The organism is Agromyces mariniharenae (assembly GCF_008122505.1).
In the GTDB taxonomy this organism is placed as follows: domain Bacteria; phylum Actinomycetota; class Actinomycetes; order Actinomycetales; family Microbacteriaceae; genus Agromyces; species Agromyces mariniharenae.
Genome location: NZ_VSSB01000002.1, coordinates 627,288 through 650,858 on the forward strand (window position 1 = coordinate 627,288; position 23,571 = coordinate 650,858).

Annotated in this window: 18 protein-coding genes and 2 tRNA genes; 11 read left to right on the forward strand and 9 right to left on the reverse strand. The window is 72.5% G+C overall.

Annotation, left to right across the window (positions count from 1 at the left end; all coding sequences use genetic code 11):
* Positions 1–19: 19 nt before the first annotated feature.
* The 3 genes from pepN (FYC51_RS16220) to FYC51_RS16230 all read right to left on the reverse strand — a co-directional run bounded on the left by pepN (FYC51_RS16220) (position 20) and on the right by FYC51_RS16230 (position 6,205).
* Positions 20–2,590 carry an aminopeptidase N gene (gene pepN, locus FYC51_RS16220; protein ID WP_148734807.1) on the reverse strand — a complete coding sequence of 857 codons (2,571 nt, stop codon included), beginning with the start codon at positions 2,588–2,590 and terminating at the stop codon, positions 20–22.
* A 73-nt stretch (positions 2,591–2,663) separates the two neighbouring features.
* Positions 2,664–5,213, reverse strand: a complete 2,550-nt coding sequence (gene pepN / locus FYC51_RS16225; RefSeq protein ID WP_148734808.1) for an aminopeptidase N — start codon at positions 5,211–5,213, stop codon at positions 2,664–2,666.
* A gap of 119 nt (positions 5,214–5,332) precedes the next feature.
* Positions 5,333–6,205 carry a hypothetical protein gene (locus tag FYC51_RS16230; protein WP_148734809.1) on the reverse strand — a complete coding sequence of 291 codons (873 nt, stop codon included), beginning with the start codon at positions 6,203–6,205 and terminating at the stop codon, positions 5,333–5,335.
* Positions 6,206–6,335: 130 nt separating this feature from the next.
* Here FYC51_RS16230 and FYC51_RS16235 point away from each other — a divergent pair, with 130 nt between their 5' ends.
* The 8 genes from FYC51_RS16235 (at position 6,336) to FYC51_RS16270 (ending at position 14,847) form a co-directional block, all read left to right on the forward strand.
* A complete protein-coding gene (locus FYC51_RS16235; protein ID WP_148734810.1) occupies positions 6,336–7,319 on the forward strand; it encodes a DUF2332 domain-containing protein in 984 nt (327 codons plus the stop codon).
* Between the two features lie 10 nt (positions 7,320–7,329).
* Entirely contained in the window at positions 7,330–7,842 is a 513-nt protein-coding gene (locus tag FYC51_RS16240; protein WP_148734811.1) for a ribose-5-phosphate isomerase, read from the forward strand.
* A 9-nt stretch (positions 7,843–7,851) separates the two neighbouring features.
* Positions 7,852–8,856 (forward strand): Fpg/Nei family DNA glycosylase, encoded by a 1,005-nt coding sequence (locus FYC51_RS16245; protein WP_148734812.1) that lies wholly within the window; start codon positions 7,852–7,854, stop codon positions 8,854–8,856.
* An 8-nt stretch (positions 8,857–8,864) separates the two neighbouring features.
* Positions 8,865–9,509: an FMN-binding negative transcriptional regulator gene (locus FYC51_RS16250; RefSeq protein ID WP_148734813.1), complete on the forward strand. Its 645-nt coding sequence runs from the start codon at positions 8,865–8,867 to the stop codon at positions 9,507–9,509.
* A complete protein-coding gene (locus tag FYC51_RS16255) occupies positions 9,506–10,978 on the forward strand; it encodes an amidohydrolase (protein WP_148734814.1) in 1,473 nt (490 codons plus the stop codon). The genes FYC51_RS16250 and FYC51_RS16255 overlap by 4 nt, the downstream gene beginning before the upstream one ends.
* Positions 10,979–11,097: 119 nt before the next feature.
* Positions 11,098–12,642, forward strand: coding sequence for a multicopper oxidase family protein (locus tag FYC51_RS16260; RefSeq protein ID WP_148734815.1), 1,545 nt, complete (start codon positions 11,098–11,100; stop codon positions 12,640–12,642).
* On the forward strand, positions 12,632–14,113 hold the full coding sequence (locus FYC51_RS16265) for a sensor histidine kinase (protein ID WP_238476425.1): 1,482 nt from the start codon (positions 12,632–12,634) through the stop codon (positions 14,111–14,113). Before FYC51_RS16260 ends, FYC51_RS16265 begins: the two co-directional genes overlap by 11 nt.
* A gap of 71 nt (positions 14,114–14,184) precedes the next feature.
* Positions 14,185–14,847: a response regulator gene (locus FYC51_RS16270; RefSeq protein WP_148734816.1), complete on the forward strand. Its 663-nt coding sequence runs from the start codon at positions 14,185–14,187 to the stop codon at positions 14,845–14,847.
* Positions 14,848–14,868: 21 nt separating this feature from the next.
* Here the strand turns inward: FYC51_RS16270 and FYC51_RS16275 are convergent, their stop codons facing one another.
* The 4 genes from FYC51_RS16275 to FYC51_RS16290 form a co-directional block, all read right to left on the reverse strand.
* The gene (locus FYC51_RS16275) at positions 14,869–15,570 is read right to left on the reverse strand and encodes a hypothetical protein (RefSeq protein ID WP_148734817.1); all 702 of its coding nucleotides are present in this window, start codon (positions 15,568–15,570) and stop codon (positions 14,869–14,871) included.
* Between the two features lie 41 nt (positions 15,571–15,611).
* A complete protein-coding gene (locus FYC51_RS16280; protein ID WP_148734818.1) occupies positions 15,612–16,109 on the reverse strand; it encodes a Dps family protein in 498 nt (165 codons plus the stop codon).
* Between the two features lie 128 nt (positions 16,110–16,237).
* The gene (locus FYC51_RS16285) at positions 16,238–17,101 is read right to left on the reverse strand and encodes an alpha/beta fold hydrolase (protein ID WP_148735370.1); all 864 of its coding nucleotides are present in this window, start codon (positions 17,099–17,101) and stop codon (positions 16,238–16,240) included.
* Between the two features lie 265 nt (positions 17,102–17,366).
* Positions 17,367–17,777, reverse strand: coding sequence for a hypothetical protein (locus tag FYC51_RS16290; RefSeq protein ID WP_148734819.1), 411 nt, complete (start codon positions 17,775–17,777; stop codon positions 17,367–17,369).
* A 250-nt stretch (positions 17,778–18,027) separates the two neighbouring features.
* Here FYC51_RS16290 and FYC51_RS16295 point away from each other — a divergent pair, with 250 nt between their 5' ends.
* Entirely contained in the window at positions 18,028–18,717 is a 690-nt protein-coding gene (locus FYC51_RS16295; protein WP_148734820.1) for a hypothetical protein, read from the forward strand.
* A gap of 92 nt (positions 18,718–18,809) precedes the next feature.
* Here the strand turns inward: FYC51_RS16295 and FYC51_RS16300 are convergent.
* Positions 18,810–18,883: transfer RNA gene (locus FYC51_RS16300), tRNA-Gly, on the reverse strand.
* A gap of 95 nt (positions 18,884–18,978) precedes the next feature.
* On the opposite strand from FYC51_RS16300, the gene FYC51_RS16305 reads away from it, so the two are divergent.
* The gene (locus tag FYC51_RS16305; protein WP_148734821.1) at positions 18,979–19,350 is read left to right on the forward strand and encodes a nuclear transport factor 2 family protein; all 372 of its coding nucleotides are present in this window, start codon (positions 18,979–18,981) and stop codon (positions 19,348–19,350) included.
* A 39-nt stretch (positions 19,351–19,389) separates the two neighbouring features.
* Here FYC51_RS16305 and FYC51_RS16310 read toward each other — a convergent pair whose 3' ends face one another.
* Entirely contained in the window at positions 19,390–23,148 is a 3,759-nt protein-coding gene (locus tag FYC51_RS16310; protein WP_148734822.1) for an SCO7613 C-terminal domain-containing membrane protein, read from the reverse strand.
* 310 nt (positions 23,149–23,458) lie between these two features.
* Between FYC51_RS16310 and FYC51_RS16315 the strand changes: the two genes are divergently transcribed.
* Positions 23,459–23,533, forward strand: a tRNA-Pro gene (locus tag FYC51_RS16315).
* Positions 23,534–23,571: the final 38 nt, after the last annotated feature.

The window sequence follows — 23,571 nt, forward strand, 5'->3', positions numbered from 1 at the left end:
GAGCGAGTCTATCGAGGGGCTACTGGACGGCGCCCGAGAGCGCGACGGCGTCGCGGGCACGCGCGGCGAGCGCCCGGTCGAGCTCGTCGAGCTGTTCGGAGACGAGCCGGTGCAGCGGCGCGGGCTCGGGGTTCGCGGCCAGCCAGGCGCGGGTCAGCGCCGCGAGCTCGTCATCGACGAGCGGCGCGGGGTACAGCCGCGACACCACGAGGGAGGCCATGGTGAAGCTGCGGTCGGCCCAGGTGCGCTGCAGGGTCTCGAAGTACTCGGACACCGTGGGCGCGAGCAACTCGGGCTGGGTCGTGCGGCGCCAGCCCTCGGCGATCGCGCGCGCGAGGTCGTTCGAGAGGCTCTCGTCGGTCGCGACGCGGTGCCAGGCGATGTCCTTCCCGACCGGGTCGGGTCGGGCCGCCCGGGCGGTCTCGCCGAGCTGGCGTCCCTTCGCAGTGTCGTCGTGCGCCAGCGCGCCGTCGATCTCCTCGTCGGATGCCGCGCCGAGCGTCGCACGGGCGATCACGAGCTCCCAGCGCAGGTCGAGGTCGACCTCGAGCCCGTCGAGCCGGATCGAGCCGTCGAGGAGGCTCCCGAGCACGTCGGCATGCGCCTGCGTCGAGGCGATGCGCGTGAACGCCTTCACGAGCTGGAGCTGGGCGTCGGAGCCGGGCTCGGCGAGCTCGCCGAGCGCCCAGACGGCGTCGCCGGTCTCGGAGGCGAGCTGCTCGCGGTGGTCGTCGGCGAGGTAGCGGCTGAGCGCGACCTCGAGACGCGCCAGCGCCAGGCCGCGTGCGGCCGACTGCGTCTCGTGGCCGATCGCCGCGAGCACGAGCCGCACATAGTCGCTCGCCGGCAGCTCGGCGTCGCGCACCGCGTCCCAAGCGGAGCCGAGCACGACGGCGCGGGCCACCGGGTCGGCGAGCTCCGACAGCCGGCGCACGGCGGTGTCGAACGAGGTCGCGTCGAGCCGCACCTTCGCGTAGGTGAGGTCCTCGTCGTTCACGAGCAGCAGCTCGGGGCGCGGCAGGCCGACGAGCTTGGGCACGTCGGTCGACGCGCCGTCGATGTCGAGCTCCACCCGGTCGGTGCGCACGAGGCGTCCGCGCTCGTCGCTCGAGTAGCAGCCGAGCGCGACGCGGTGCGGGCGGAGGGTCGGGTAGTCGGGCGCGGCGGACTGCTCGACGCGTGCCGAGGTGATCAGGCCCGCGGCATCCGTCTCGACCACGACTCGCAGCGAGTTCACGCCCGCGGTCTCGAGCCAGAGCTGCGACCACCGGGTGAGCTCGCGGCCGCTCGCCCGCTCGAGCTCGTCGAGCAGGTCGCGCAGCGTGGCGTTGCCGCCCGCGTTGGCGCGCAGGTAGGCGCCGACGCCGCGCTGGAACGCGTCGAGGCCGACCCACGCGACGAGCTGCTTGAGGACCGAGGCGCCCTTGTCGTAGGTGATCGCGTCGAAGTTCACCTCGACGTCGGCGAGGTCGCGGATCTCGGCGACGATCGGGTGCGTCGAGGGCAGCTGGTCCTGCTCGGCGGCGTGCGTCTTCTCGTCGCTCGCGAACGTGGCCCAGACGCCCGTGAACTCGGTGACCCGCGACGTGGCGAGCGTCGACGCCCAGGTGGCGAACGACTCGTTCAGCCAGAGGTCGTTCCACCACCGCATGGTCACCGAGTTGCCGAACCACATGTGGCTGAGCTCGTGCAGGACGACGATCGCGCGCTGCTCGCGCCGCGCGTCCGAGACGCGGGACCGGAACAGGTAGCTCTCGTTGAACGTGACCGCGCCGACGTTCTCCATCGCGCCCCAGTTGTACTCGGGCACGAAGATCTGGTCGTACTTGCCGTACGGGTAGGGCACGCCGAAGGCCGCCTCGTAGAACGCGAGGCCCGCCTGCACGGTCCCGAACATCACGTCGGGCTCGGCGTACTGCGCGAGCGACGCGCGCGTGAACAGGCCGAGCGGCACGTCGCGTCCGTCGACGCTGCGCGCTGATCCGCGCCAGGCCGCGTACGGCCCCGCGACGATCGCCACGATGTAGCTCGAGATCACCGGGCCGGTCTCGAACGACCACGTCGCGCCGGCCCCGTCGGCGTCCGCGACGGGCTCGGGCGTCGGCGCGTTGCTCAGCACCTGCCAGCCGGCGGGCGCGGTGATCGTGAACCGTACCGAGGCCTTCAGGTCGGGCTGGTCGAACACCGCGTACACCCGGTTCGCCTCGGCGACCGCGAACTCCGTGTAGAGGTACACGGCGTCGTCGACGGGGTCGACGAACCGGTGGAGGCCCTCACCGGTGTTCGTGTACTCCCGCGTCGAGACGACGCGCAGCTCGTTCTCGGCCTCGAGGCCGTCGAGCCGGATGCGGAAGCCGTCGCTCGCGGCCGCCGGATCGAGCGCCCGCCCGTTCAGCTCGAGTTCGTGCACCTCGAGGGTCGTCGACTCGATGAACGTGTCGGCGCCCGGCTCGGCGCGGAAGCGCACCACCGTGGTCGAGCGGAACGTCTCGCCGTCGCCCGTGAGGTCGAGGTCGACCTCGTAGGCGGGTGCGGCGACGACGGAGGCACGGGCCTCGGCTTCGTCGCGGGTCAGGTCGGGCCGTGGCATGAGTGCCTCCGTCGTGCGTTCGTGCGTGTTCGGGTCGGTTCGGGTCGTGCGGCGGTGCCGGCGGATGCCGCGACTACGCGTCCTGCGCGTCGCGCTCCTGCGCGGCGAGCGCCCGGTCGACCCCGGCGAGCCGCTCCACCACGAGGCGGCGCAGCGCGGGGACGTCGGGGTGCGTGTCGAGCCAGGTGCGGCTCGCGTCGGCGAGGGCGCGGTTCGCGAGAGGCGACGGGTAGAGGCCGTCGACGAGCTTCTCGGCGATCGCGTAGCTGCGCTTGTCCCACACGTCCTCGAGCATCGCGAAGTACCGCTCGACGAAGGCCTCGAGCAGGGCGGGGTCGCCCGCGCGGAGGAAGCCCTCGGCCGTCTCGCGCACCACGGTGTTCGTGGCGGTGTCGACGTCGATGAGCGACGCCCAGGCGCGCTCCTTGCCCTCGGGCGTCTGGATCGCGGCGCGGGCGTGCGCGGCCGACTGCTGGCCGGTCGCCGTGTTGTCGGAGGCGAGGCGCTCGTCGATCTCGGCGTCGCCGGCGCGACCCGACGCCACGAGCGCGATGAGCAGCTCCCAGCCGAGGTCGGTGTCGATCTCGAGGCCCTCGAGCTCGAGCGAGCCGTCGTAGAGCGCGACGAGCTGGTCGACATGCGACCCGGCCTCCGCGATCGCGGCGAAGTTCATGACGAACTGGAACTGCGCGTCGCTGCCCGGCTCGGCCTCCTGCGCGAGGCGCCAGAACCCGTCGGCGAGGGCACGGCGTGCGTCGGCGCGTCGCTCGGGCGTCGTGTAGCCGCTCGCCGCGAGGATCGAGTTCGCGAGCACGATGCGCAGCGTCGTCGACTCCGTCTCGCTGGCGATGTTGCCGAGCACGAGTGCGAGGTAGTCGCTCGCCCGGGTCTCGGCGTCGCGCGTGGCATCCCACACCGAGCTCCACACGAGGGCCCGGGCCAGCGGGTCCTCGATCTCGGAGAGGTTCGCGAGGGCGACGCCGTGCGACGCCTCGTCGAGGCGGATCTTCGCGTAGGCGAGGTCGTCGTCGTTGAGGAGCACGAGGTCGGGACGGGCGAGGCCCACGAGCTCGGCGACCTCGGTGCGCTCGCCGTCGACGTCGAGCTCCACGCGGTGGTCGCGCACGAGCTTGCCGTCGTGCAGGTTGTAGAACCCGATCGCGAGGCGGTGCGGGCGGATGGTGGGGTGGTCGGCGACCGCCGACTGCAGCACCGCGAACGACGTGATCACGCCCGCGTCATCCGTCTGGATCTCGGGACGCAGCGTGTTCACGCCCGCGGTCTCGAGCCACTGGCCGGACCAGTCGGAGAGGTCGCGGCCGCTCGAGACCTCGAGCTCGGCGAGCAGGTCGGCGAGGGTCGTGTTGCCCCAGCCGTGCTTCTTGAAGTACGCCGAGACGCCGGCGAAGAACGCCTCGACGCCCACCCAGGCGACGAGCTGCTTCAGCACCGAGCCGCCCTTGGCGTAGGTGATGCCGTCGAAGTTGACCTGCACGTCCTCGAGGTCGTTGATGGTGGCGACCACGGGGTGGGTCGACGGGAGCTGGTCCTGGCGGTAGGCCCAGTTCTTCTCCATCGAGTTGAACGTCGTCCACGCCTCGGTCCACTCGGTGGCCTCGGCGGTGGCGATGGTCGACGCCCACTCGGCGAACGACTCGTTGAGCCAGAGGTCGTTCCACCACTTCATGGTCACGAGGTCGCCGAACCACATGTGGGCGAGCTCGTGCAGGATCGTGACGACGCGGCGCTCGCGCACGGCATCCGTCACCTTCGACCGGAACACGTAGAACTCGGTGAACGTCACCGCGCCCGCGTTCTCCATGGCGCCCGCGTTGTACTCGGGCACGAAGAGCTGGTCGTACTTCGCGAAGGGGTAGGGCACGTCGAACTTCGACTCGAAGTAGGCGAATCCCTGCTTCGTCTTCTCGAAGATGTAGTCGGCGTCGAGGTACTGCGAGAGGCTCTTGCGGCTGAACACGCCCAGGGGGATGACGCGGCCGTCGGCCGAGGTCAGCTCGTCGCGCACGACCGCGTAGGGGCCCGCGATGAGCGCGGTGATGTAGCTCGAGATGCGCGGCGTCGGCTCGAACGCCCAGGTCTTCGCACCCTCGTGCGCGTCGACCGGCTCGGGCGTGGGGGAGTTCGACACGACCTCCCAGTGCGCCGGCGCGGTCACGGTGAACCGGAACGCGGCCTTCAGGTCGGGCTGCTCGAACACGGCGAACATGCGGCGCGAGTCGGGCACCTCGAACTGCGTGTAGAGGTAGGCCTCGCCGTCGACCGGGTCGACGAAGCGGTGCAGGCCCTCGCCGGTGTGCATGTAGCGGCCGTCGGCCACCACGACGAGCTCGTTCTCGTCGGCGAGGTCGGGCAGCTGGATGCGGACGCCGTCGCTCACCGCTGCGGGGTCGAGCGCCACGCCGTTCAGGGTCACCGAGTGCACCTCCGCCGTGATCGCGTCGATGAACGTCGACGCTCCGGCGCGCGCGTCGAACCGCACGGTGGTCGTCGAGCGGAACACGTCGGGGCCGGTCGTCACGTCGAGCACGACGTCGTAGTCGTGGACCGTGACGAGCGCCGCGCGCTCCTCGGCTTCGATGCGGGTGAGGTTCTCTCCGGGCACGTGCGCTCCTTCGCAGTCTTCGCGGCTCGTGGCCGCAGGCAACGTGTCCCAGCCTAGCCCCGCGTGCGGTGAGCGCCCCAGCCCGCCCTCAGGTCGGCCCCGACGTCGCAACGGCCCCGTCAGCGGCTCCAGATCGAGACGACGGATGCCGCGAACGCGGGCAGTGCGGCGACGACCGCGAGCACCAGCAGCACGCGACCGACGATCACGCCCGCCCGCGAGGCGCGCACCGCGAGGAACCACGGCAGCAGCCGGGGGAGGGCGAAGGTCGCGAGCGCACCGATCGCGAGGATCGCGCCCAGCGGGAAGAGCACGACACCGAGCAGCAGCGGCAGCACGGTGTCGGGCCGGTTCCGCTGCGTCATGAGCGGCAGGCTCCGGCTGAGGCGACCCGCGAAGGCCGCCAGGAACGCGCCCTGCACGACGGACAGGGCGGCGAACACGAGCACCGACAGCCAGCCCGGCCCCACGATGTCGAAGTCCACGTTGTCGGACCGGAGCGGGTCGATGAACGGCGCCACCATCACGAACGCGGCGAGGCCGAAGGTCGGTCCCGCGAGGCGCCCCTTCGGCAGCCACGGGGCCGCGAGCAGGTAGAACGCGGTCGACGCGAACGCGAAGGGCAGGGCGCCGAAGACGAAGTAGCCGATCGTGCCCTCGAACGTGATCTCGCCGACGGTCGCCTGCGCCTCCGTGAGGCGACCCGTCGCCTCTGGCGAGGTCAGTGCCAGCAGCCGCATGGCGAGCCGCCCGCCCGCCCCGGTGACGAGGAGGCTGGACACCGTGCCCGCGACGAGGAACACGGTCACCCACCAGGCATACAGGCGGAGCCCGTCGAGATGGCGGCGGAGCCGGGATTCCGACGGCGTGGAGGCCGCGGCATCCCACGCAGGCCCCGGCAACGCGGGCTCGACGAGCCGCTCGCCGCCCCAGAGGATGCAGAGCACCACCGCGAGGACGAGCAGTGCGACGCTCAGGATCACAACCAGCATCCGACCTCCGTTCCGGCCGACCGGGCTGCGCGTGAGCCTACTGCCGACCGCCGCGGCACGCCGCCCCCAGAACACGGCAGGGAGCTCGGCTCGCGTTGACCCGCTCGGTCGGCCGCCCTACGGTGGCGGCATGAAGTCCACGGATGCCGCGGCGCCGACCGCCGAGCGATACCGGGTCTTCGGCGAGGTCGAGGCACGCGGGATGTCCGCCACGTACGAGGCGTGGGCGCTCGGGGTCGCGGGCGACCCCGCCACGATCGCGCTCATCGACGAACTGCCGGCGCCGAAGCGCCAGCCGAACCTCGTGTTCTCGGCGGCGCGCTACCAGGGCGCGCCCGCGGGTCCGTACCACCTGTTCCGCGACTGGCTCCACGGCCACTGGCTGGAAGTGCGGGCCACGGCGCTCACGCACGCGACGCAGACGAACGAGGCGGCCCGGAGCGCCCTGCACGTGCCCGCGCTCGCGGGGATCGAGGGACCGCTCGCGCTGCTCGAGGTGGGCACGTCGGCCGGGCTGTGCCTCTACCCCGACCGCTACAGCTACCGCTACTCGGGGCATCCGCGGCTCGACCCGGCCGACGGACCGAGTCCCGTCGTCCTCGACTGCGTCGTGGAGGGGCCCGTGCCGGTGCCCGGCCGCCTCCCCGAGGTCGTGTGGCGCGGCGGCATCGACCTCAATCCGCTCGACGTGCGGCATCCCGACGACGTCGCGTGGCTCGACGCGCTCATCTGGCCCGAGCACGACGACCGGCGGGCACGCCTGCGGGCCGCCGCCGCGATCGCCGCGGCCGACCCGCCGCGCATCGTCGCCGGCGACCTCGACGCCGAGCTCGACGCGGTCGCCGCGCAGGTGCCCCACGGAGCGACCCTCGTCGTGTTCCACACGGCGGTGCTCATGTACCTCGACGGGGCCGGCCGGGCGCGGTTCGCCGAGCACGTCCGCCGGCTCCCCGGGCACTGGCTCTCCGTGGAGGCCCGCGCGGTCACGCCCGGCATCCGCGTGCGCGAGGACGTGCCCAACGAGAGCTCCGACCTCGTGCTCGCGCTCGACGGCGTGCAGCTGGCCTGGGCGCAGCCCCACGGGCGTGCCGTCCGGTGGGTGCCGAATCCCTAGACTTGGGCGCATGCGCATCCACATCGCGACCGACCACGCCGGCCTCGAGTTCAGCCGCACCCTCGTCGACCACCTGACCAACGGCGGTCACGACGTCGTCGACCACGGCCCCACCGAGTACGACCCGCTCGACGACTACCCGGCGTTCTGCATCAATGCGGCGCAGGCCGTCGCCCGCGACCAGGCCGCAGGGGTGCGCACCCTCGGCATCGTGTTCGGCGGCTCGGGCAACGGCGAGCAGATCGCCGCCAACAAGGTGCAGGGCATCCGCGCCGCGCTGGTGTGGAGCATGGACACCGCGATCCTCGCCCGCCAGCACAACGACGCCAACGTCATCTCCATCGGGGCCCGGCAGCACACCGTCGAGGAGGCGATCCGCTACATCGACGCGTTCATCGCCGAGCCCTTCTCGGGCGACGAGCGGCACGTGCGCCGCATCGCGCAACTCGCGGAGTACGAGACCACGGGCGACATCGCGGGCAAGGGCGTCGACCACGAGCCGTCGGCGCCCGGCGAGGCGTAGGAAGCGGCAGTGCCCGAGGGACACTCGATCCACCGGATCGCCCGGCAGTTCGACCGGAACTTCGTCGGGCACGTCGTGCACGCCTCGAGCCCGCAGGGCCGGTTCGCGCAGGGCGCGGCCGACCTCGACGGGCGACGGATGACGGACGCCCGCGCCGTGGGCAAGCAGATGTTCCTCGGCTTCGAGGGCGACCGCTGGCTGCGCGTGCACCTCGGCCTGTACGGCGCGTGGGACTTCGCCGGCGACATCCTGCTCGACCCGACGATCGCGTCGGCGAACGGGCGCATGGGGCAGACGAACCAGCGCGGCACGTTCCTCGATGGTCCCAATCCCGACGCGGCCGTCTTCGACTCGGCGGGCGAGAACTCGCTGACCTCCATCGGAGCGCCGCGCCGCACGCGGCTGCGCATGTCGGAATCCGAGAAGGAGGCGAACGGGTTCGAGTCGTTCCCGCCCGAGCCGGTCGGCCAGGTGCGCGTGCGCCTGCTCACCGAGACGATCGTGGCCGACCTGCGCGGCCCCACCGCGTGCGAGGTGCTCGACCCGGCGCAGGTCGAGCGCATCGTGTCGAAGCTCGGGCCCGATCCGCTCATCGACGCCGGCCCCGACGCCGAGGAGCGATTCACCTCCACCGTGCGCCGGAAGGGCGTGCCCATCGGGCTCCTGCTCATGGACCAGGACGTGGTCGCGGGCATCGGCAACGTCTACCGCGCCGAGCTGCTGTTCCGTGCCAAGCAGAACCCGCACACGCCGGGCAGGGAGGTGCCCGAAGAGCACGTGCGGCACCTCTGGACCGACTGGGCGAAGCTGCTGCGCATCGGCGTCGAGACCGGCCAGATGATGACCATGGACGACCTCGACCCCGACGAGTACCGCGCCGCGATGGCCAACCGCGACGACCGGCACTGGGTGTACAAGCGCGAGGGGCTACCGTGCCGGGTGTGCGGCACGAACATCGTGCTCGAGGAGATGGGCGCCCGCAAGCTCTACTGGTGCCCCTACTGCCAGGCCTGAGGAGACCCATGCGACAGAACCCGAGCTTCACGCTGGCGAGCGAGGAGGGCGTGAAGCGGCTGATCCGCGAGCACCCCTGGATGACGATCGTGAGCGCCACGGATGCCGCAGGCCTCGTCGCGAGCCACTACCCGGTGCTGCTCGACGAGACCGCAAACGGCATCGTCCTCCTCACCCACGTCGGCCGCCCCGACGAGGTCGTGCACGAGCTCGGCCGGCACGAGGTCATGGTCATCGTGCAGGGCCCGCACGGCTACATCTCGCCCGGCTGGTACGACGCGAACCCGGCCGTGCCGACGTGGAACTTCGTGACCGCGCACCTCTACGGCACGCCCGAGCTGCTCGACGCCGACGAGAACCTCCGCGTGCTCGAGGCGCTCGTCGACCACTTCGAGGACCCGATGCCCGAGCCGCGCCGCATGCGCGGGACGCCCGAGAACTCGGCGTACGCCGACCGCATCGCCGCCGGCACCGTGGGCCTGCGCATCCCGATCACGCGGTTCGTCGCGAAGAACAAGATGAGCCAGAACCGCCCCGACGAGACCGTCGACCGCATCATCGGCGAGCTCGAGGGCGACGGGCCGTACGCGAGCCCCGCGCTCGCCGCCGAGATGCGCCGCACGCACGAGGCGCTGCGGGCGGCTCGCGCGTGAGCGGGCTGCTCCTCGCCGGTGCTCGACTGCCCGGTGCCCCCGAGGTCGTCGACGTGCTCGTGGCCGACGGCGTCGTCGAGGAGGTCGTGCCGTCGGGCGCGTCGACGGCCGGGTCCGGCACCGAGCGCGTCGACGTCGACGGCCGCTGGATCGTCCCAGGCCTGCACGACCGGCACGTGCACCTCTCGCAGTGGGCCATGGTCTCGCGGCGGCTCGACCTCGCCGGCGCGGCATCCGCGGCTGAGACCGCCGCGCTCGTGCGTGCCGCGGTCGACGCGGGCGAGCCCGAGGTGATCGGGTTCGGCTACCGTGACGGGCTCTGGCCGGATGCCGCGAGCCGGGCGCTGCTCGACGCGGTCTCGGGCGAGGTCCCGGTCGTGCTCGTCGCCGCCGACCTGCACGCCTGCTGGATCAACTCGGCGGCCGCCCGCCGGCACGGCGTGGACGCACCCGACGACGGCATCCTCCGCGAGGACGCCTGCTTCCGCCTCGTGCGCGAGCTCGACGACGTCGCCGACGACGTGCTCGACGGGTGGGTCGCCGACGCTGCCGGTCGTGCCGCCGCGCGCGGCGTCGTCGGCGTCGTCGACTACGAGATGCGCTGGAACCGCGACGACTGGGCCCGCCGCGCAGCCGCGGACGACTGGCCGCTGCGTGTCGCGTTCGGCGTGTACCCGCAGCACCTCGACCGCGCCATCGCCGAGGGGCTGCGCACGGGCGAGGTCGTCGAGGGGACCGGCGGGCTCGTGACGGTCGGCGGCGCGAAGGCGATCACCGACGGTTCGCTCAACACCCGCACCGCGTGGTGCTTCGACCCGTATCCGGGACTCGACGGCCACGAGCATCCCTACGGGATCGCGACGATCGCGTACGACGAGCTGGTGCCCCTGATGCGGCGCGCGCACGAGGGCGGCCTGACGCCCGCCATCCACGCGATCGGCGACCGCGCCAACGCCCGCGTGCTCGACGCGTTCGAGGAGGTCGGCTGCCGCGGCTCCGTGGAGCACGCCCAGCTGCTGCGCCACGAGGACGTCGCCCGGTTCGCCCGGCTCGGCGTCGTCGCGAGCGTGCAGCCCGAGCACGCCATGGACGACCGAGACGTCGCCGACCGGTATTGGGCCGGACGCACCGACCGGGCGTTCATGCTCGCCGACCTCCAGGCCGCCGGCGTCGAGCTCGCCCTCGGCTCCGATGCGCCCGTGGCGCCGCTCGACCCTTGGGTGGCGATCGCCGCGGCCGTGGGCCGCACCCGAGGCGGACGGGAGCCCTGGCATCCCGAGCAGGCGATCGACGTGCGCGCCGCGCTCGCCGCGTCGACGGGCGGCGCCGGCCCCGAGGTGCACGTCGGCCTGCGCGCCGACCTCGCGGTGCTCGAGCGCGACCCGTACGCGGCATCCGTGGAGGAGCTGCGCACCATGCCCGTCGCCGCGACCCTCGTCGGCGGCCGTTTCACCCACGACACCCGGTGATCGAGTAGCGCCGGGCGAAGCCCGACGCGTATCGAGATCCAGCCCCGGGGGATAACCCCCGCGCCGATCCGGTCGCCCACCGGATGGGGCGACCGCGCCCGCGTCGCGAGGCTGGAAGCATGCCAGCATCACGCATCGCCGCCACCGCGATCCGCCGTCCGAAGGCCGCGCTCACCGCGCTCGCCGCCGTCGCGTCGGGCGCCCTCGTCGCCGTCGCCTTCGCCGGCTGCGGCATCGCCGGTCCAGGGCCCGTCGACACGGTCGGGAAGGTCGACTTCGACCGGCCGCTCGCGATCCCGCCACTCGCCGAGTCGACGGTCGACGCCGACGGCACGCGTGTGTTCTCGCTCGAGGCGCAGGGCGGCACGACGGAGTTCGAACCGGGCGTGGCGAGCGACACCTGGGGATTCAACGGCTCCTACCTCGGACCGACCCTCGTGGCCGACCGCGGCGAGCGCGTGCGGGTCGACGTCGCCAACTCGCTCGACGAGCCCACCACCGTGCACTGGCACGGCATGCACCTGCCCGCCGAGATGGACGGCGGCCCGCACCAGATGGTCGAGCCGGATGCCACGTGGTCGCCGACCTGGGACATCGACCAGCAGGCCGCGACGCTCTGGTACCACCCCCACCCGCACGGCGAGACCGAGGAGCACGTCGCCCGGGGCCTCGCGGGCATGTTCCTGCTGCACGACCCCGACGAGCGGGCGCTGGGCCTGCCGTCGGACTACGGCGTCGACGACGTCCCCGTCATCGTGCAGGACACCGGCTTCTCGGCCGAGGGACGGCGGGAGCCGCCGGTGCGCGGCTACGCGGGCGGGCTCGGCGACGAGCTCCTCGTCAACGGCACGCGCACGCCGTACCTGGACGCGACGAGCGAGCTCGTCCGGCTCCGAGTGCTCAACGCATCGACCGCCCGCACGTACGGGTTCACGTGGTCGGACGACCGGCCCATCGAGCTGATCGCGACCGACGGCGGCCTGCTTGAGGCATCCGTATCGCTCGACCGCATCGTGCTGTCGCCGGGGGAGCGAGCGGAGGTGCTCGTGCGACTCACGCCGGGCGAACGCGTCGTGCTGCGCTCCGAGATGACCGCCGAGGCCGCCGGCATGGTCGGACCCGTCGCCGCCATGAACGGCAACACCGACGCGTTCGACGTGCTCGAGGTGCGCGCCGCCGACGAGCTCGCCGCCGCGGACCCGGTGCCCGAGCGCCTCACCACCATCGAGCCCTACAACGAGGCCGACGTCGCGACGACGCGCACGTTCCGCCTCGACGACAGCTTCGAGATCAACGGCCACGCCATGGACATGGCCCGCATCGACGAGACCGTGACGGTCGACACGCTCGAGCGCTGGATCGTCACGAACGACACCGAGGTGCCGCACAGCTTCCACGTGCACGACGTGCAGTTCCGCATCGCGTCCATCGACGGCGCCGCGCCGCCGCCCGAGCTCGCGGGCTGGAAGGACACCATCCACGCCGAGCCGCAGCGGGAGTACGAGCTCCTCATGCGCTTCGAGGACTACACCGACCCCGACACCCCGTACATGTACCACTGCCACCTGCTGTGGCACGAGGACCAGGGCATGATGGGCCAGTTCGCCGTCGTCGAACCCGGCCAGTCTGCCACGATGACAGGAGGAACCGACCATGAGCACTGACACCGTGCCCACCGACCGACCCGGGAACGGAGCCGCGGACCCCGCGACCGCGATCCTCCACCCGGCCACCACCGCCGAGGGGGCGAGCACCGCACCGATGTCGACGACCACGACGAGCACCACGGATGCCGCGCCGCGCCGCCGGGGCTACGGCTCCCTCTGGGCGGCCGTGCCCCGCGAGTTCGGCTTCCTCATCCTCACGATGCCCATCGCGATCATCGGGCTCGTCATCATCTCGACCGTGTTCTTCACGGGCCTCGGCCTCGTCGCGATCGTCGTCGGCATCTTCCTCATGGTCGCGTCGTTCTACATCGCGCGCGGCTTCGGCACGCTCGAGCTCGTCCGCCTGCGCTGGGCCGGGCGGCCCGAGATCCGCCGCCCGGTCTGGGAGCGGGTCGACAGTGCCCAGGGCTTCTGGCGCGCGGTCTTCGGGCCGTTCATCGACGGCCACTACTGGCTGTACCTGCTGCACTCGCTCGTCGTGAACCCCATCGTGAGCATCGTCTCGTGGAGCCTCACCGTGGCCTGGACCGCGACGGCGCTCGCCGGGGTGACCGGCTGGATCTGGCAGCCGTTCATCCCAAACGACGAGCGCACGTTCTGGCTCAACCAGTGGCTGCTCGAGCGGTTCCTCCCCGACGCGGCCCCCATCGATCCCGTCTTCGGCGAGCGCGTGCTCGAGGTCCTCATCGGCGTGATCTTCCTTCTCACGCTGCCGCTCGTGTTCCGCGGACTCACGCTCATGCACGACGCGATCGCGCGGGGCATGCTCGGCGCGTGGCGCTCCGAGGCCCTCGAGCGCGAGGTCGCCGAACTCGCCGCGTCGCGTGGCGCGGCCGTGCAGGCCGAGGACGCCTCGCTCCGCCGCCTCGAGCGCGACATCCACGACGGCCCGCAGCAGCGGCTCGTGCGCCTGCAGATGGACCTCGCGACCATCGAGCGCCGCCTGGAGCACGATCCCGACTCGGCGAAGGCCCTCGTGGGCGAGGCCCGCGACCAGGCCCGCGAGGCGCTCGACGAACTGCGCGCGCTCTCGCGCGGGTTCGCCCCGCCGCTCCTGCAGGACCGCGGCCTCGCGAGCGCCCTCGAGTCGCTCGCCGCGCGCAGCCCGGTACCGGTCGAGTTCGAGAACCGGCTGGCGACGGATGCCTCGCTGCCGGCGGCCATCGAGCGGAACGCGTACTTCATCGCGGCCGAGCTGCTCACCAACGCGGCCAAGCACGCCGGTGCGAGCGCGATCCGGTTGCGGGTGGCCAGCCGTGACACGGGAGCCTCGGGTCACTGGCTCGACCTCTGGGTCACCGACAACGGGCACGGCGGCGCCTCGCCACGTCCTGGCCACGGCCTCGCCGGGCTCGAGGAGCGCGTGCACGGCCTCCGCGGCCTGATCGTGGTCGACAGCCCGGCTGGCGGGCCCACGGTGATCGGCGCGCACGTGCCGTACGTGCCCGTCGCGGCATCCGCGACCTGACCCTCGTCGCACCCGCGGCCCCGGCGTCCTGCGCGCCGGGGCCGCTGCCGTCGCGCCGATATGGTGAAGGCATGACGGATGCCGCCCGCCGACCCCTGCGCATCGTGCTCGCCGAGGACTCGGTGCTCCTGCGCGAGGGGCTCGTCCGCCTGTTCGACGAGGCGGGCTTCGAGACGGTCGGGGCGTACGGCGACGCGGATGCGCTGCTCGCCGCACTCGACGGCGACACGCCCGACCTCGCGGTGCTCGACGTGCGCATGCCGCCGACGTTCCGTGACGAGGGCGTGCGCGCGGCGATCGAGCTGCGCCGACGTCGGCCCGAGGTCGGCATCCTCCTGCTCAGCCAGTACGTCGAGGGCACCTACGCCCACGAGTTGCTCTCCTCTGGGGAGGGCGGCATGGGCTACCTGCTGAAGGATCGGGTGGCCTCGCTCGAGGAGCTCGAGGACGCCGTGGAGCGCGTGAGCGCCGGCGGCACCGTGCTCGACCCGCAGGTCGTGCGCGAGCTCCTGGCCCGCCGCGGCGACCCGCTCGCGTCGCTCACGCCGCGCGAGCGCGAGGTGCTCGAGCTCATGGCCGAGGGGCGCACGAACGCCGGCATCGCGAAGCAGCTCTTCATCGGCGTCGGCGCGGTGGAGAAGAACGTGACGTCGATCTTCCAGAAGCTCGGCCTCGAGGACTCCGGCACCGACCACCGTCGTGTGCTCGCCGTGCTCGCCTGGCTGCAGCGCTGACCGGTCGCGCGTCGACCGCAGCTACGCGTCGGAGGTCGCCCGCAGCGGTTCGTGGAGCCGCCACACCGCTCGGTATCCGCGGTACCCCCAGACCATCCAGCCGACGAACGCGACGATCGCGACGACCACGCCCAACCCGATCGACCAGCCGATCGAGCCCGAGAGCGCGAAGGTGAGCGCGCCGACGAACAACCCGCCGAGAGCGGCGTGCACGACGAGGATGAGCACCATCGAGCTCGCGAAGACCTGCGAGCGATCGCGGGCCGCGAAGGGGTAGTACGTCCGCTGCGACCCGGGCAGGTCGTCGGTCGTCCCCATCATGAGGTAGGGCGCGATGCCGGGATCGAGGTCGACGTAGGCGGCGCGGAGCCGGTTCATGGCGAGGACGTAGGCGAGGTCCTCCTGGGCGGTGTTGAACACGCGCAGCTGCGTGATGAGCCCGAGCAGCACGAGCAGGAAGAGGATGCCGAGCGCCGCCGCGCCGAACCAGCCGCTGAACCCCGTCGCGTTGCCGAGCACGCCCAGGGTCACGAGCCCCGCGGACACGAGCGTGAGGAAGATCGCGATCCGCGTGAGCACCTCGCTCTGCGTCGTGGAGCGCGAGGCGAGCAGGCTCCAATGCTCGGTCGCGAGCATCTGCGCGCGGAGCGAGCGCTGCGCATCCGTGAGCTGCGCGACGTCGTCACCGGGAGACGACACGGGCCCGGATGCATCCGCCGTCATAGCGGCATTCTGCACCCGGGCCCGGTCGGCCCGCCATCGCGCTACTCGACGGCGATGTGCGAGAAGAGGAACCAGCGGTCCTTGTCGAGGCCGCGGCGGATCTCGATCACGACGTCCTGGCTGGCCGGGTCGAGCTCGGCGAGGCCCTCGATCGCGTCGTTCACCTTCTCGGTCGCGAGGTCGATCTGCGCGACCACGTCGGCGATCGCCTCCTCGTAGGGCTGGAAGCCGAGCTTCGGGTTCGCGGCGCCGCTCTTCGCGGCGACGGTCGCGAGCCGGCCGTCGATCGGGAGGCCGAGGGCCACGACGCGCTCCGCCGCGGTGTCGGCCCACTCCTGGGCGTGCGCCACGACGTCGTCGAGCAGCTCGTGCACGGCGATGAAGTTGACGCCGCGCACGTGCCAGTGCGCCTGCTTGCCGTTGACGACGAGCGCGACGAGCTCGTGCACGACCGGGGTGAGGTACTGGGCGACGCCGGCGGCGACGTCGGCGTTGGCGCCGGTCTTGGTGGTCTTCGGAGCGGTCTTCGTGTCGGTCATCGTGTCACCTTCCGTGTGCGTTCGTCTCCTTCAACGCTACGCAGCGGCGCGCGTATTTCAAGGAAGGAAAGGCTCGGCTCACCGGGTCGATGCGGATGCCGCGGCGTCGCGCCGCGGCATCCGCTGCATCAGGCCCCGGGCGTCGCCGGTGGATGGTGCACGCCGCGGTGCACCTCGTAGACGCGGGCGTGACCGGGCGAGTCGGGGTCGTCGGTGATGGGGCGGTCGGCCATGAACTGCCGGATGACGTGCGAGAGCTCGCCGGGATGGCTGAAGTTGATGGCGTGCGCCGCCCCGTCGATGCCGACGACGAGCACGTGGGTGTCGGTGCGCTCGGCGATCTCCCTGACCCGGTGCGGTGCGGGCAGCAGCGGATCCCGGTCGCCGAGGACCACGAGAGTGGGGATGCGCAGCTCGAGCAGCCGCTCGAGCGACGGGTACTGCGTCAGCGCGTGGAACATCTTGAACGTGCTCGGCACGCCGAAGCGCATGTAGTCGGGCGTCGCCACGCCGATCATCCTGGCGGGCTCGCGCGTGCCGTCCCGACTGAGCTGGCCGACCGCGCGGCCCAGGGGCTGGTTGTGCACGCCGCCCGCGGGGGAGACGAGGATCGCGCGCTCGAGCCGCTCGGGGTAGTGGTACGCGAACTCGCAGATGACGGGGCAGCCCATCGAGTTGCCCACGAGCGTCACCTTGTCGATGCCGCGCTCATCGAGGAAGCGCGCGGCCGCGTGGGCGAGGTCGGGCACGTCGAGCGCGTTCTTCGCCTTCCCGCTGCGACCGAATCCCGGCAGGTCGGGCACGAGCGTGTGGAACTCGCCGCCGAGCCGCTCGGCCGTGGGCAGGAGGTAGCGCCCCGAGAGGCCGAAGCCGTGCACGTGCATCATCACGGGCGCGTCGGGCGGGTTCTGCGACTCCCGGTAGAAGACGTCGATGCCGTCGACGGTGGTCCAGCGCTCGGCGAGCGACGACTGCGGCTTCTTCGGGTGCATCCGTTCCCGGTGCCGTGCGGATGCCGCGTCGTCGGCCGGTGCGGCCTGCCCCGAGAACCCGGCCGGGGTCGATCGCCGGCGGAGGCCCGCCCATGCGGCGACGGTCGCACCCGCCGCGATGACCGTGACGGCGATGGTGATGAGCACTCGGGTCCGCACGAGGGTCTCCTTCCCGAGGCGCACGCAAGGGGTCGTCCACGGCACAACATACTCCCGGCGGCCGCGATCGTGCAGCGCCTCGTCGGAGGGGCGTCGCGGACCTCGATCAGGGGTGCGACGGCGGGTGCGGGCGTCGGGAGCGACGCACGGAGGCGCCGGGAGCCGGCGACGGGCGGGGACCGCGGTCGGTCCACTCGATGATCAGGCCGGCGAGCGCGAGGATGCCGCTGACGGCCGCTCCCCACCAGTAGGGCGTGGCGACCCACAGGGCGTACGCCGACGCGCCGATCGAGAGCACGAACGCGAACGTCATCGTCGTCCACGACGTGGGCAGCCGATTGAGCAGCATCGCTCCGGCGACCACCGCGAGCGTGCCCGCCACGATCGCGAGGATCGCGGCGACCACCGCCGATTCGGGCGACGCCAGCAGCGCGAGGCCGAAGACGACCTGGGTCAGGCCGGCGAGCCACGCGAGGTCGGCGACCACGCGGGTCCGCTCCGAGCGTCGTGCGGTCATGACGGCCTCCTTGGACGAGGCGCACGCATGGAGGTTCACGCCACACATTACGCCGGCCGAACAACTGGGGCAGCGCCCGCGGTCGACGTGGCGCATGGCCCTCGATTGGACGCGAAGCGGACAATCTCCCCCGTTTTGGGGCGGCGTCCACGTCGAGACGGCGCACGCCTACCGTGCAGACTCGGATCCAGATGTCATCACCGGTGACCGTCCGCGTCACCGGTCAATCAACCCGGGAAAGAGACGTCGTATGAAACAACGAACCATCCTCGCCGCCGCCGCTGCCGGCGCTGTGTGCCTGAGCCTCGCGGCCGTCGCCGCACCGGTGCAAGCCGAGCCTCGAGAGCGGCCGGGCCTGGTGTACACCACCGTGTGGACTCCGGTCGGCATCTACTCCGACACTCGGTCCACCGGCCACTATGAGGCGACTCCTTCGGGTCTGCACATCTGGACCGAGGGATCGACGAGCACCGACAAGGTGGCCGGCTACCTGCCGAGCGACCTCGCCCTCTCCGCGGTCGCCGACGCCGACGTCGCGCTCGGGTACGCCTCCTACTCGGGGCAGCTCCCCGGCGCGCAGCTCGTGGTCGACATCTCCGGCGACGGCGTAGGCGACGGCATCCTCGTCGGCGAACCGAACTTCTACGGCGCGAACTGGTGGCTGAACAACGGGGCGACTGACGAGTTCAAGGCGCTCGACCCGAGCGGAACGAACGACTCGGGCAACGGCTCGGCGTACTTCGGCACCCTCGACGAGTGGTCGGCGGCCGCGCCGTCGGCGAAGGTTGTCGCCGTCGGTTTCAGCTTGGGCAGTGGTGCGAAGGGCGACGGACTGGTGACCGGGTTCACCGCCGCCGGCAAGACGTTCTCGTTCGTCGAGTCGTCGGTCGTCGTGACCAACCGTGACGGCGTCGTCGTCGACGGTCACAACAAGGGCTGACCTCAGCGGCACAACCCGAGGGGCGTCCCGGCTTCGACCCGGGGCGCCCTTGCGCTGTCGCATCCAGGCTCAGGCGGAGGATCGATTCGTGGTGGAGCGGATGACGGGAATCGAACCCGCGTAATCAGTTTGGAAGACTGAGGCTCTACCATTGAGCTACATCCGCGCGGCGCCCGCGCGCGGGCACCGGACCATCGTAGTACACGGCCGAGGCCGGTCCCGGCAGGCGCAAGCGCGGCATCCGTTCGAGGGAGAACGCGCATGAGCGGACGAGAGACGGTCGAGGCGCTGATCGCGACGCTGAACGCCGGAGACGTCGACGGCATGGACGACGTGTTCCACGAGGACGCCGTCATGGACTGGCCGCAGTCGGGCGAGCGCATCGTCGGCGGCGACAACCGGCGAGGTGTCTACCGTGCCTTCCCGAAGCTGCCGACCATCACGCCGCGCCGCATCCTCGGCGAGGGTGACCTCTGGGTCGTCGAGGCGGGCCTCGACTACGGCGACGAGGCCGAGTACCAGGCCGTGTTCATCTTCGAGCTCCGCGACGGCAAGATCGCGAGGGAGACCGCGTACTGGTCGCTCCCGTTCGAGGCGCCCGAGTGGCGCGAGCAGTGGGTCGAGCGCATCTGACGGATGCCGCGGAGCGGCAGCGCACCACGCGCGTCGCTGTCAGCGCAACTCGCCGATCGAGTGCACCACGCCGCGCGCGAGGCGCAGCTGGCGCTCGTACGTCGCGGCGAGCGCGACGAGGATGACGCCCGCGATGCCGAGCCACAGCCACCACCACACGGCTTCGTAGACCCACGTGATCCACGGCCAGAGCTGCGCGATCGCGTGCACCAGCAGCACCCCGCCGCCGAGCAGGAGCGGGGCCTGCAGGCGTCGGACGGCGCCTGCCACCACGGTCGCCGCCGCGACGACGCCGAGCGCGATGAGCCGCCACAGCTCAGGTTGGGTGAAGTCGGCGATCAGCGGGGGTACGAGGAGCACCGCGAGGCCCGGGCCGAGTGCCGGCCAGCTGCCGAGCGCAGGGGAGCGGGACATCCGGATCGCGCCCGAGCCGATGAGCGCCGCGCCGGTCGATGCCGTGACGAGGTCGAACGGCTCGACGCCGCCGCGGATGAGCGCGGCGAGGCCCCCGAGCACCAGCACGCCGAGCGCGCTCCAGGCGAGGATCGGTCCGGCGAAGGGCCGCGCCCGGGACGCGACCCCGGCCACGTGAACCGCCGCGAGCAGGGGGAACAGCACCGCGGCCCGCAGGGTCGGCCGGTCACCCGAGACGATCGCGAGCAGCGTGGGCACGGCGGCAGCGACGACGGATGCCGCGAGCAGCACATCCCCGACGACGGTGGGCCGCGAGTCGGAGCGCGCCCAGATGACGGCGAGCGCGACGCCTGCGGCGAGGGCGAGCAGCGGCCAGAACTCGACGAGCAGGTCGCTCGACGCACCGGTGCCGACCGCCGCACCGCGCACCAGCGCCGCGCCGGTGAGCGCCGCCCAGCCCGTCGCGACGCCGAGCATGCGGATCGGCACGCCGCGTGCCCGCTCGGGCAGGAACGAGGAGGCGAGCCCGACGATCGCACCGGCGGCGACGAGCACCAGCGTGCGGAGTTCGGATTCCGCGGCCGATGCGACGCTCGGCAGCACGGCCACCGCGGCGGCGGACGCGAACAGCGCGGTTCGGCCGAGCGCGGTCGAGTCCGGCGGCGCCGTTCGACGCCAGGTCACCAGGCCCCCCGCGATCGCGAGCCCCGCCGCGAGCGGCAGCGTGTACGCCTCGACGTCGTCGACGCCGGCGCCGGCGCCGGCCAGTCGGGTCCAGACGGCCGCCACCGCCAGTGCGAGGCTCAGCCAGGAGAGGTGGCGCGTGGCGGACGTGCCGCCGATCGGGTCGCCGTCGAGTCCGGCGAGGATGATCGGCACGGGCGCCAGCACCAGCAGGAGGAGCCACGCCTGATCGCCCGCCGAACCGATGGCGGCGAGCGTGACGACGCCGGAGACCCCGACCGAGGCCCGCCAGGCGAGACGTACGCCACCGTCGGCAGGCAGCACGAGCGGCGCGAGGCCGGCGGCGGCGAGCACGCCGGCGGCCGCGCCGAGCACCGACGGCGGCGCGTCGGGGATGGACGCGAGCACGCGTTCGAGTGCGAGGGCGATCATCACGGGGCCGGCCGCGGCCAGGAGGATGCGCAGGAGCCGTGCCTCGACCAGGCGGGTACCGACGCTCGCCACGACGGCGACGATCGCGGCAGGGAGCCAGCCGAGGATCACGACCCCGACGAGGGCCGCGGGGAGTGCGACCGCGAACGCGCCGACGACCGCGGCGGCCAGTGCCGGCGTGGCCAGGGCGAGGCGATCACGGGTGACCAGGCGCGGAGCGAATACGAACGCGCCGAGCAGCACGGCCGCGACCGTGCCGAGCCAGAGCCAGCTCGAGGTCCACGGATCCGCGACCTCGACGCCGGAGGCATCGAGCCACGACGGGATCGCGAACGAGGTGACGGCGACGATCACGACCGCGAGCACGAGGTGGGCGGCGCCGACGACCTGTGCCGCGAGCTCGGCCCAGACCCGCGATGCCAGCACGCGACCCGCGATGACCGTGGCCAGGACGCCCGCGGTCGCCCACGGCCACACGTCCTCGTTCGACCAGCCGATCCACCACGCGAACGCGACGGCGCCCATGCCGAGGATAGCGAGGACCGCGAGCAGCCCCGGCGCCGTGAGGCGGTCGCGGAGCGCGGCGAACCCCAGCGCGACGGCGCCGACCGCGACGAGGATCGCGACCGGCAGGGCCGTGCCCGGTGCCATCGCCCCGCCGATGATCCCGCCGACGAGTGCTGCGGCGACGGGGATGGCGAGGAGCTTCCGTGCCGCCCCCAAGAGGAGGAGGACCGCGAGGGAACCGGCGGCGATCACGAACGGTACGAGGATCGTGGCGGCGTCGAGGTTCGTCTCCGATGTCCAGCGGATCAGGGAGCCATGGTCGACCTGCCACGGCGGGTCGCTCGCCAGGAGTCGTTCGAAGATCGTTGCGCTGATCAGGAACAGGCCCGGGATGGAGGCGACCGCGGCGACGGTGGCCGCGGCGATCATCGCGGCCAGTGCGGGTCGGCGGACGATCGCCGGACCCCGCGTGACGGCGGCGAAGACCGCGGCGACGGCGCCGGCCGCGGCCGGCGCGAGCCACGTCGAGACCCCTTCCTCGAGTTCCGTGGCGATGCCGACCGCCGGCGCGAGCGCCATGGCCGCCCCGGCGCCGACGGCCGCGACGACGCCCCAGGCCAGTGCGGCGGGCACCCGCGCTGCGAGTGCGGCGACCACGAGCACCGCGCAGGCCGCGGCGACCGCGAGGAACGCCCAGGTCTGGCCCCAGGCGAGCCCGGGGAGCGCCCACGCCGCGCTCGCGAGGGCGATGACGGCGCCGACGAGCCCTGCGGAGCACAGGATGATCCGCTCGGGCGAGCGTGGGAGCAGCCAGACGGCGACGGCGCCGACCACGACCACGGCGAGGCCCCCGAGCCAGGGCCCGGCCCCCGAGTCGGGATCGATGGAGAACGCGAGCAGGAAGGCGGACACGGGCGCCAGCGCGGAGGCGGCGAAACCCGGGACGCGGATCCGGCTCACGACGCGGGTGCCTGCGAGCAGCGCGGTGACCACGGCGAGTGCGATGCCGGTGTACGCGGATGCCTCGAGTGCGTCGGAGCCGAAGAGCGCGTTCGCGCGCACGATCCACACGTCGAGCAGCAGCAGCACGACGGCGACGGATGCCACGCCCTCCGCCGTGCCCGGGAGCCCTCGCGCGCGGAGCAGCCAGGCCACGCCGAGCACGAGCACGCTGGCTGCGGCGATGATGACCGAGCGCACCTCGAGGCTCGCCACGAGGTAGGCGACGAAGAGGAACACGATCGCCGTGACCGAGATGAGCACGACGCCGAGCGTGAGGAGGAGCACCTGCACGCCGGAGCGGCGCCGAGCCGGCGTCGTCGGTTCGGGCGAGGTGATCGCCTCGGCGACGTCCTGCGGCGGGAGCGGCGGTGGGACGACCTGCGGCGCGACACCGGCATCGGGAAGCGGCGGCGACACGGTTCGGACGGCGACGCCCGTGTCGGGGAGGGGTGGCGGCACGGGGATGCCGATGGGCGATGCGGCATCGGGCATCGCGGCGACCGCCTCGCGCGCGGCCTGATCCGACCGCATGCGATCGATGAACGACCGGCGGGCCTGCTCGTCCTCGTAGATCTCGGTCGCCAGTCGGAACAGCTCCGTCGCTGCCGGCACGGCCACGTCGAGGCCGCACACGTCGCAGCGCGTCGACGCGAGCGGGCTGAAGCACGCGGGACACCGCGTCGTGTCCACGAGCCAGGCGGGATCGGCGGGCCAGCGCCGGATGCCTCGAGCTTCGACGCTCGACGGTCGGTCGGTCATGCGCACACTCTGCCACGCGGCATCCGATCAGCGACCGATCATCCACAGCGCCCGTTCGGGGGTCACGCTCCGCCCGACGGCCGCGACACGCGCTCCGATCGTCGTGCAGGAGACGTTCGGGGGTCACGCTCCGCCTGACGGCTGCGACACGCGCTCCGATCGCCGTGCAGTAGACGTTCGGGGGTCACGCTCCGCCTGACGGCTGCGACACGCGCTCCGATCGCCGTGCAGTAGACTTTCGGGGGTCCATCCGCCTGACGCGTGCTTCGGCATGCCCGCGCGGGTGAATCGACGAGTTGAGTCAGCGACTCGGGGCGTAGCTCAGCTTGGCTAGAGCGCCCGCTTTGGGAGCGGGAGGTCGCAGGTTCGAATCCTGTCGCCCCGACGGGTCGCCCGAGACGAGACCCGACACGAACTTCCACA

Coding starts and splice junctions, on each gene's coding strand:
- pepN (WP_148734807.1), bottom strand. CDS start 2,590: ATGCCACGGCCCGACCTGACCCGCGACGAAGCCGAGGCCCGTGCCTCC.
- FYC51_RS16290 (WP_148734819.1), bottom strand. CDS start 17,777: ATGACCGCACGACGCTCGGAGCGGACCCGCGTGGTCGCCGACCTCGCG.
- FYC51_RS16285 (WP_148735370.1), bottom strand. CDS start 17,101: ATGCACCCGAAGAAGCCGCAGTCGTCGCTCGCCGAGCGCTGGACCACC.
- FYC51_RS16240 (WP_148734811.1), top strand. CDS start 7,330: ATGCGCATCCACATCGCGACCGACCACGCCGGCCTCGAGTTCAGCCGC.
- FYC51_RS16295 (WP_148734820.1), top strand. CDS start 18,028: ATGAAACAACGAACCATCCTCGCCGCCGCCGCTGCCGGCGCTGTGTGC.
- FYC51_RS16265 (WP_238476425.1), top strand. CDS start 12,632: ATGAGCACTGACACCGTGCCCACCGACCGACCCGGGAACGGAGCCGCG.
- FYC51_RS16280 (WP_148734818.1), bottom strand. CDS start 16,109: ATGACCGACACGAAGACCGCTCCGAAGACCACCAAGACCGGCGCCAAC.
- FYC51_RS16270 (WP_148734816.1), top strand. CDS start 14,185: ATGACGGATGCCGCCCGCCGACCCCTGCGCATCGTGCTCGCCGAGGAC.
- FYC51_RS16275 (WP_148734817.1), bottom strand. CDS start 15,570: ATGACGGCGGATGCATCCGGGCCCGTGTCGTCTCCCGGTGACGACGTC.
- FYC51_RS16230 (WP_148734809.1), bottom strand. CDS start 6,205: ATGCTGGTTGTGATCCTGAGCGTCGCACTGCTCGTCCTCGCGGTGGTG.
- FYC51_RS16310 (WP_148734822.1), bottom strand. CDS start 23,148: ATGACCGACCGACCGTCGAGCGTCGAAGCTCGAGGCATCCGGCGCTGG.
- FYC51_RS16250 (WP_148734813.1), top strand. CDS start 8,865: ATGCGACAGAACCCGAGCTTCACGCTGGCGAGCGAGGAGGGCGTGAAG.
- FYC51_RS16235 (WP_148734810.1), top strand. CDS start 6,336: ATGAAGTCCACGGATGCCGCGGCGCCGACCGCCGAGCGATACCGGGTC.
- FYC51_RS16260 (WP_148734815.1), top strand. CDS start 11,098: ATGCCAGCATCACGCATCGCCGCCACCGCGATCCGCCGTCCGAAGGCC.
- FYC51_RS16305 (WP_148734821.1), top strand. CDS start 18,979: ATGAGCGGACGAGAGACGGTCGAGGCGCTGATCGCGACGCTGAACGCC.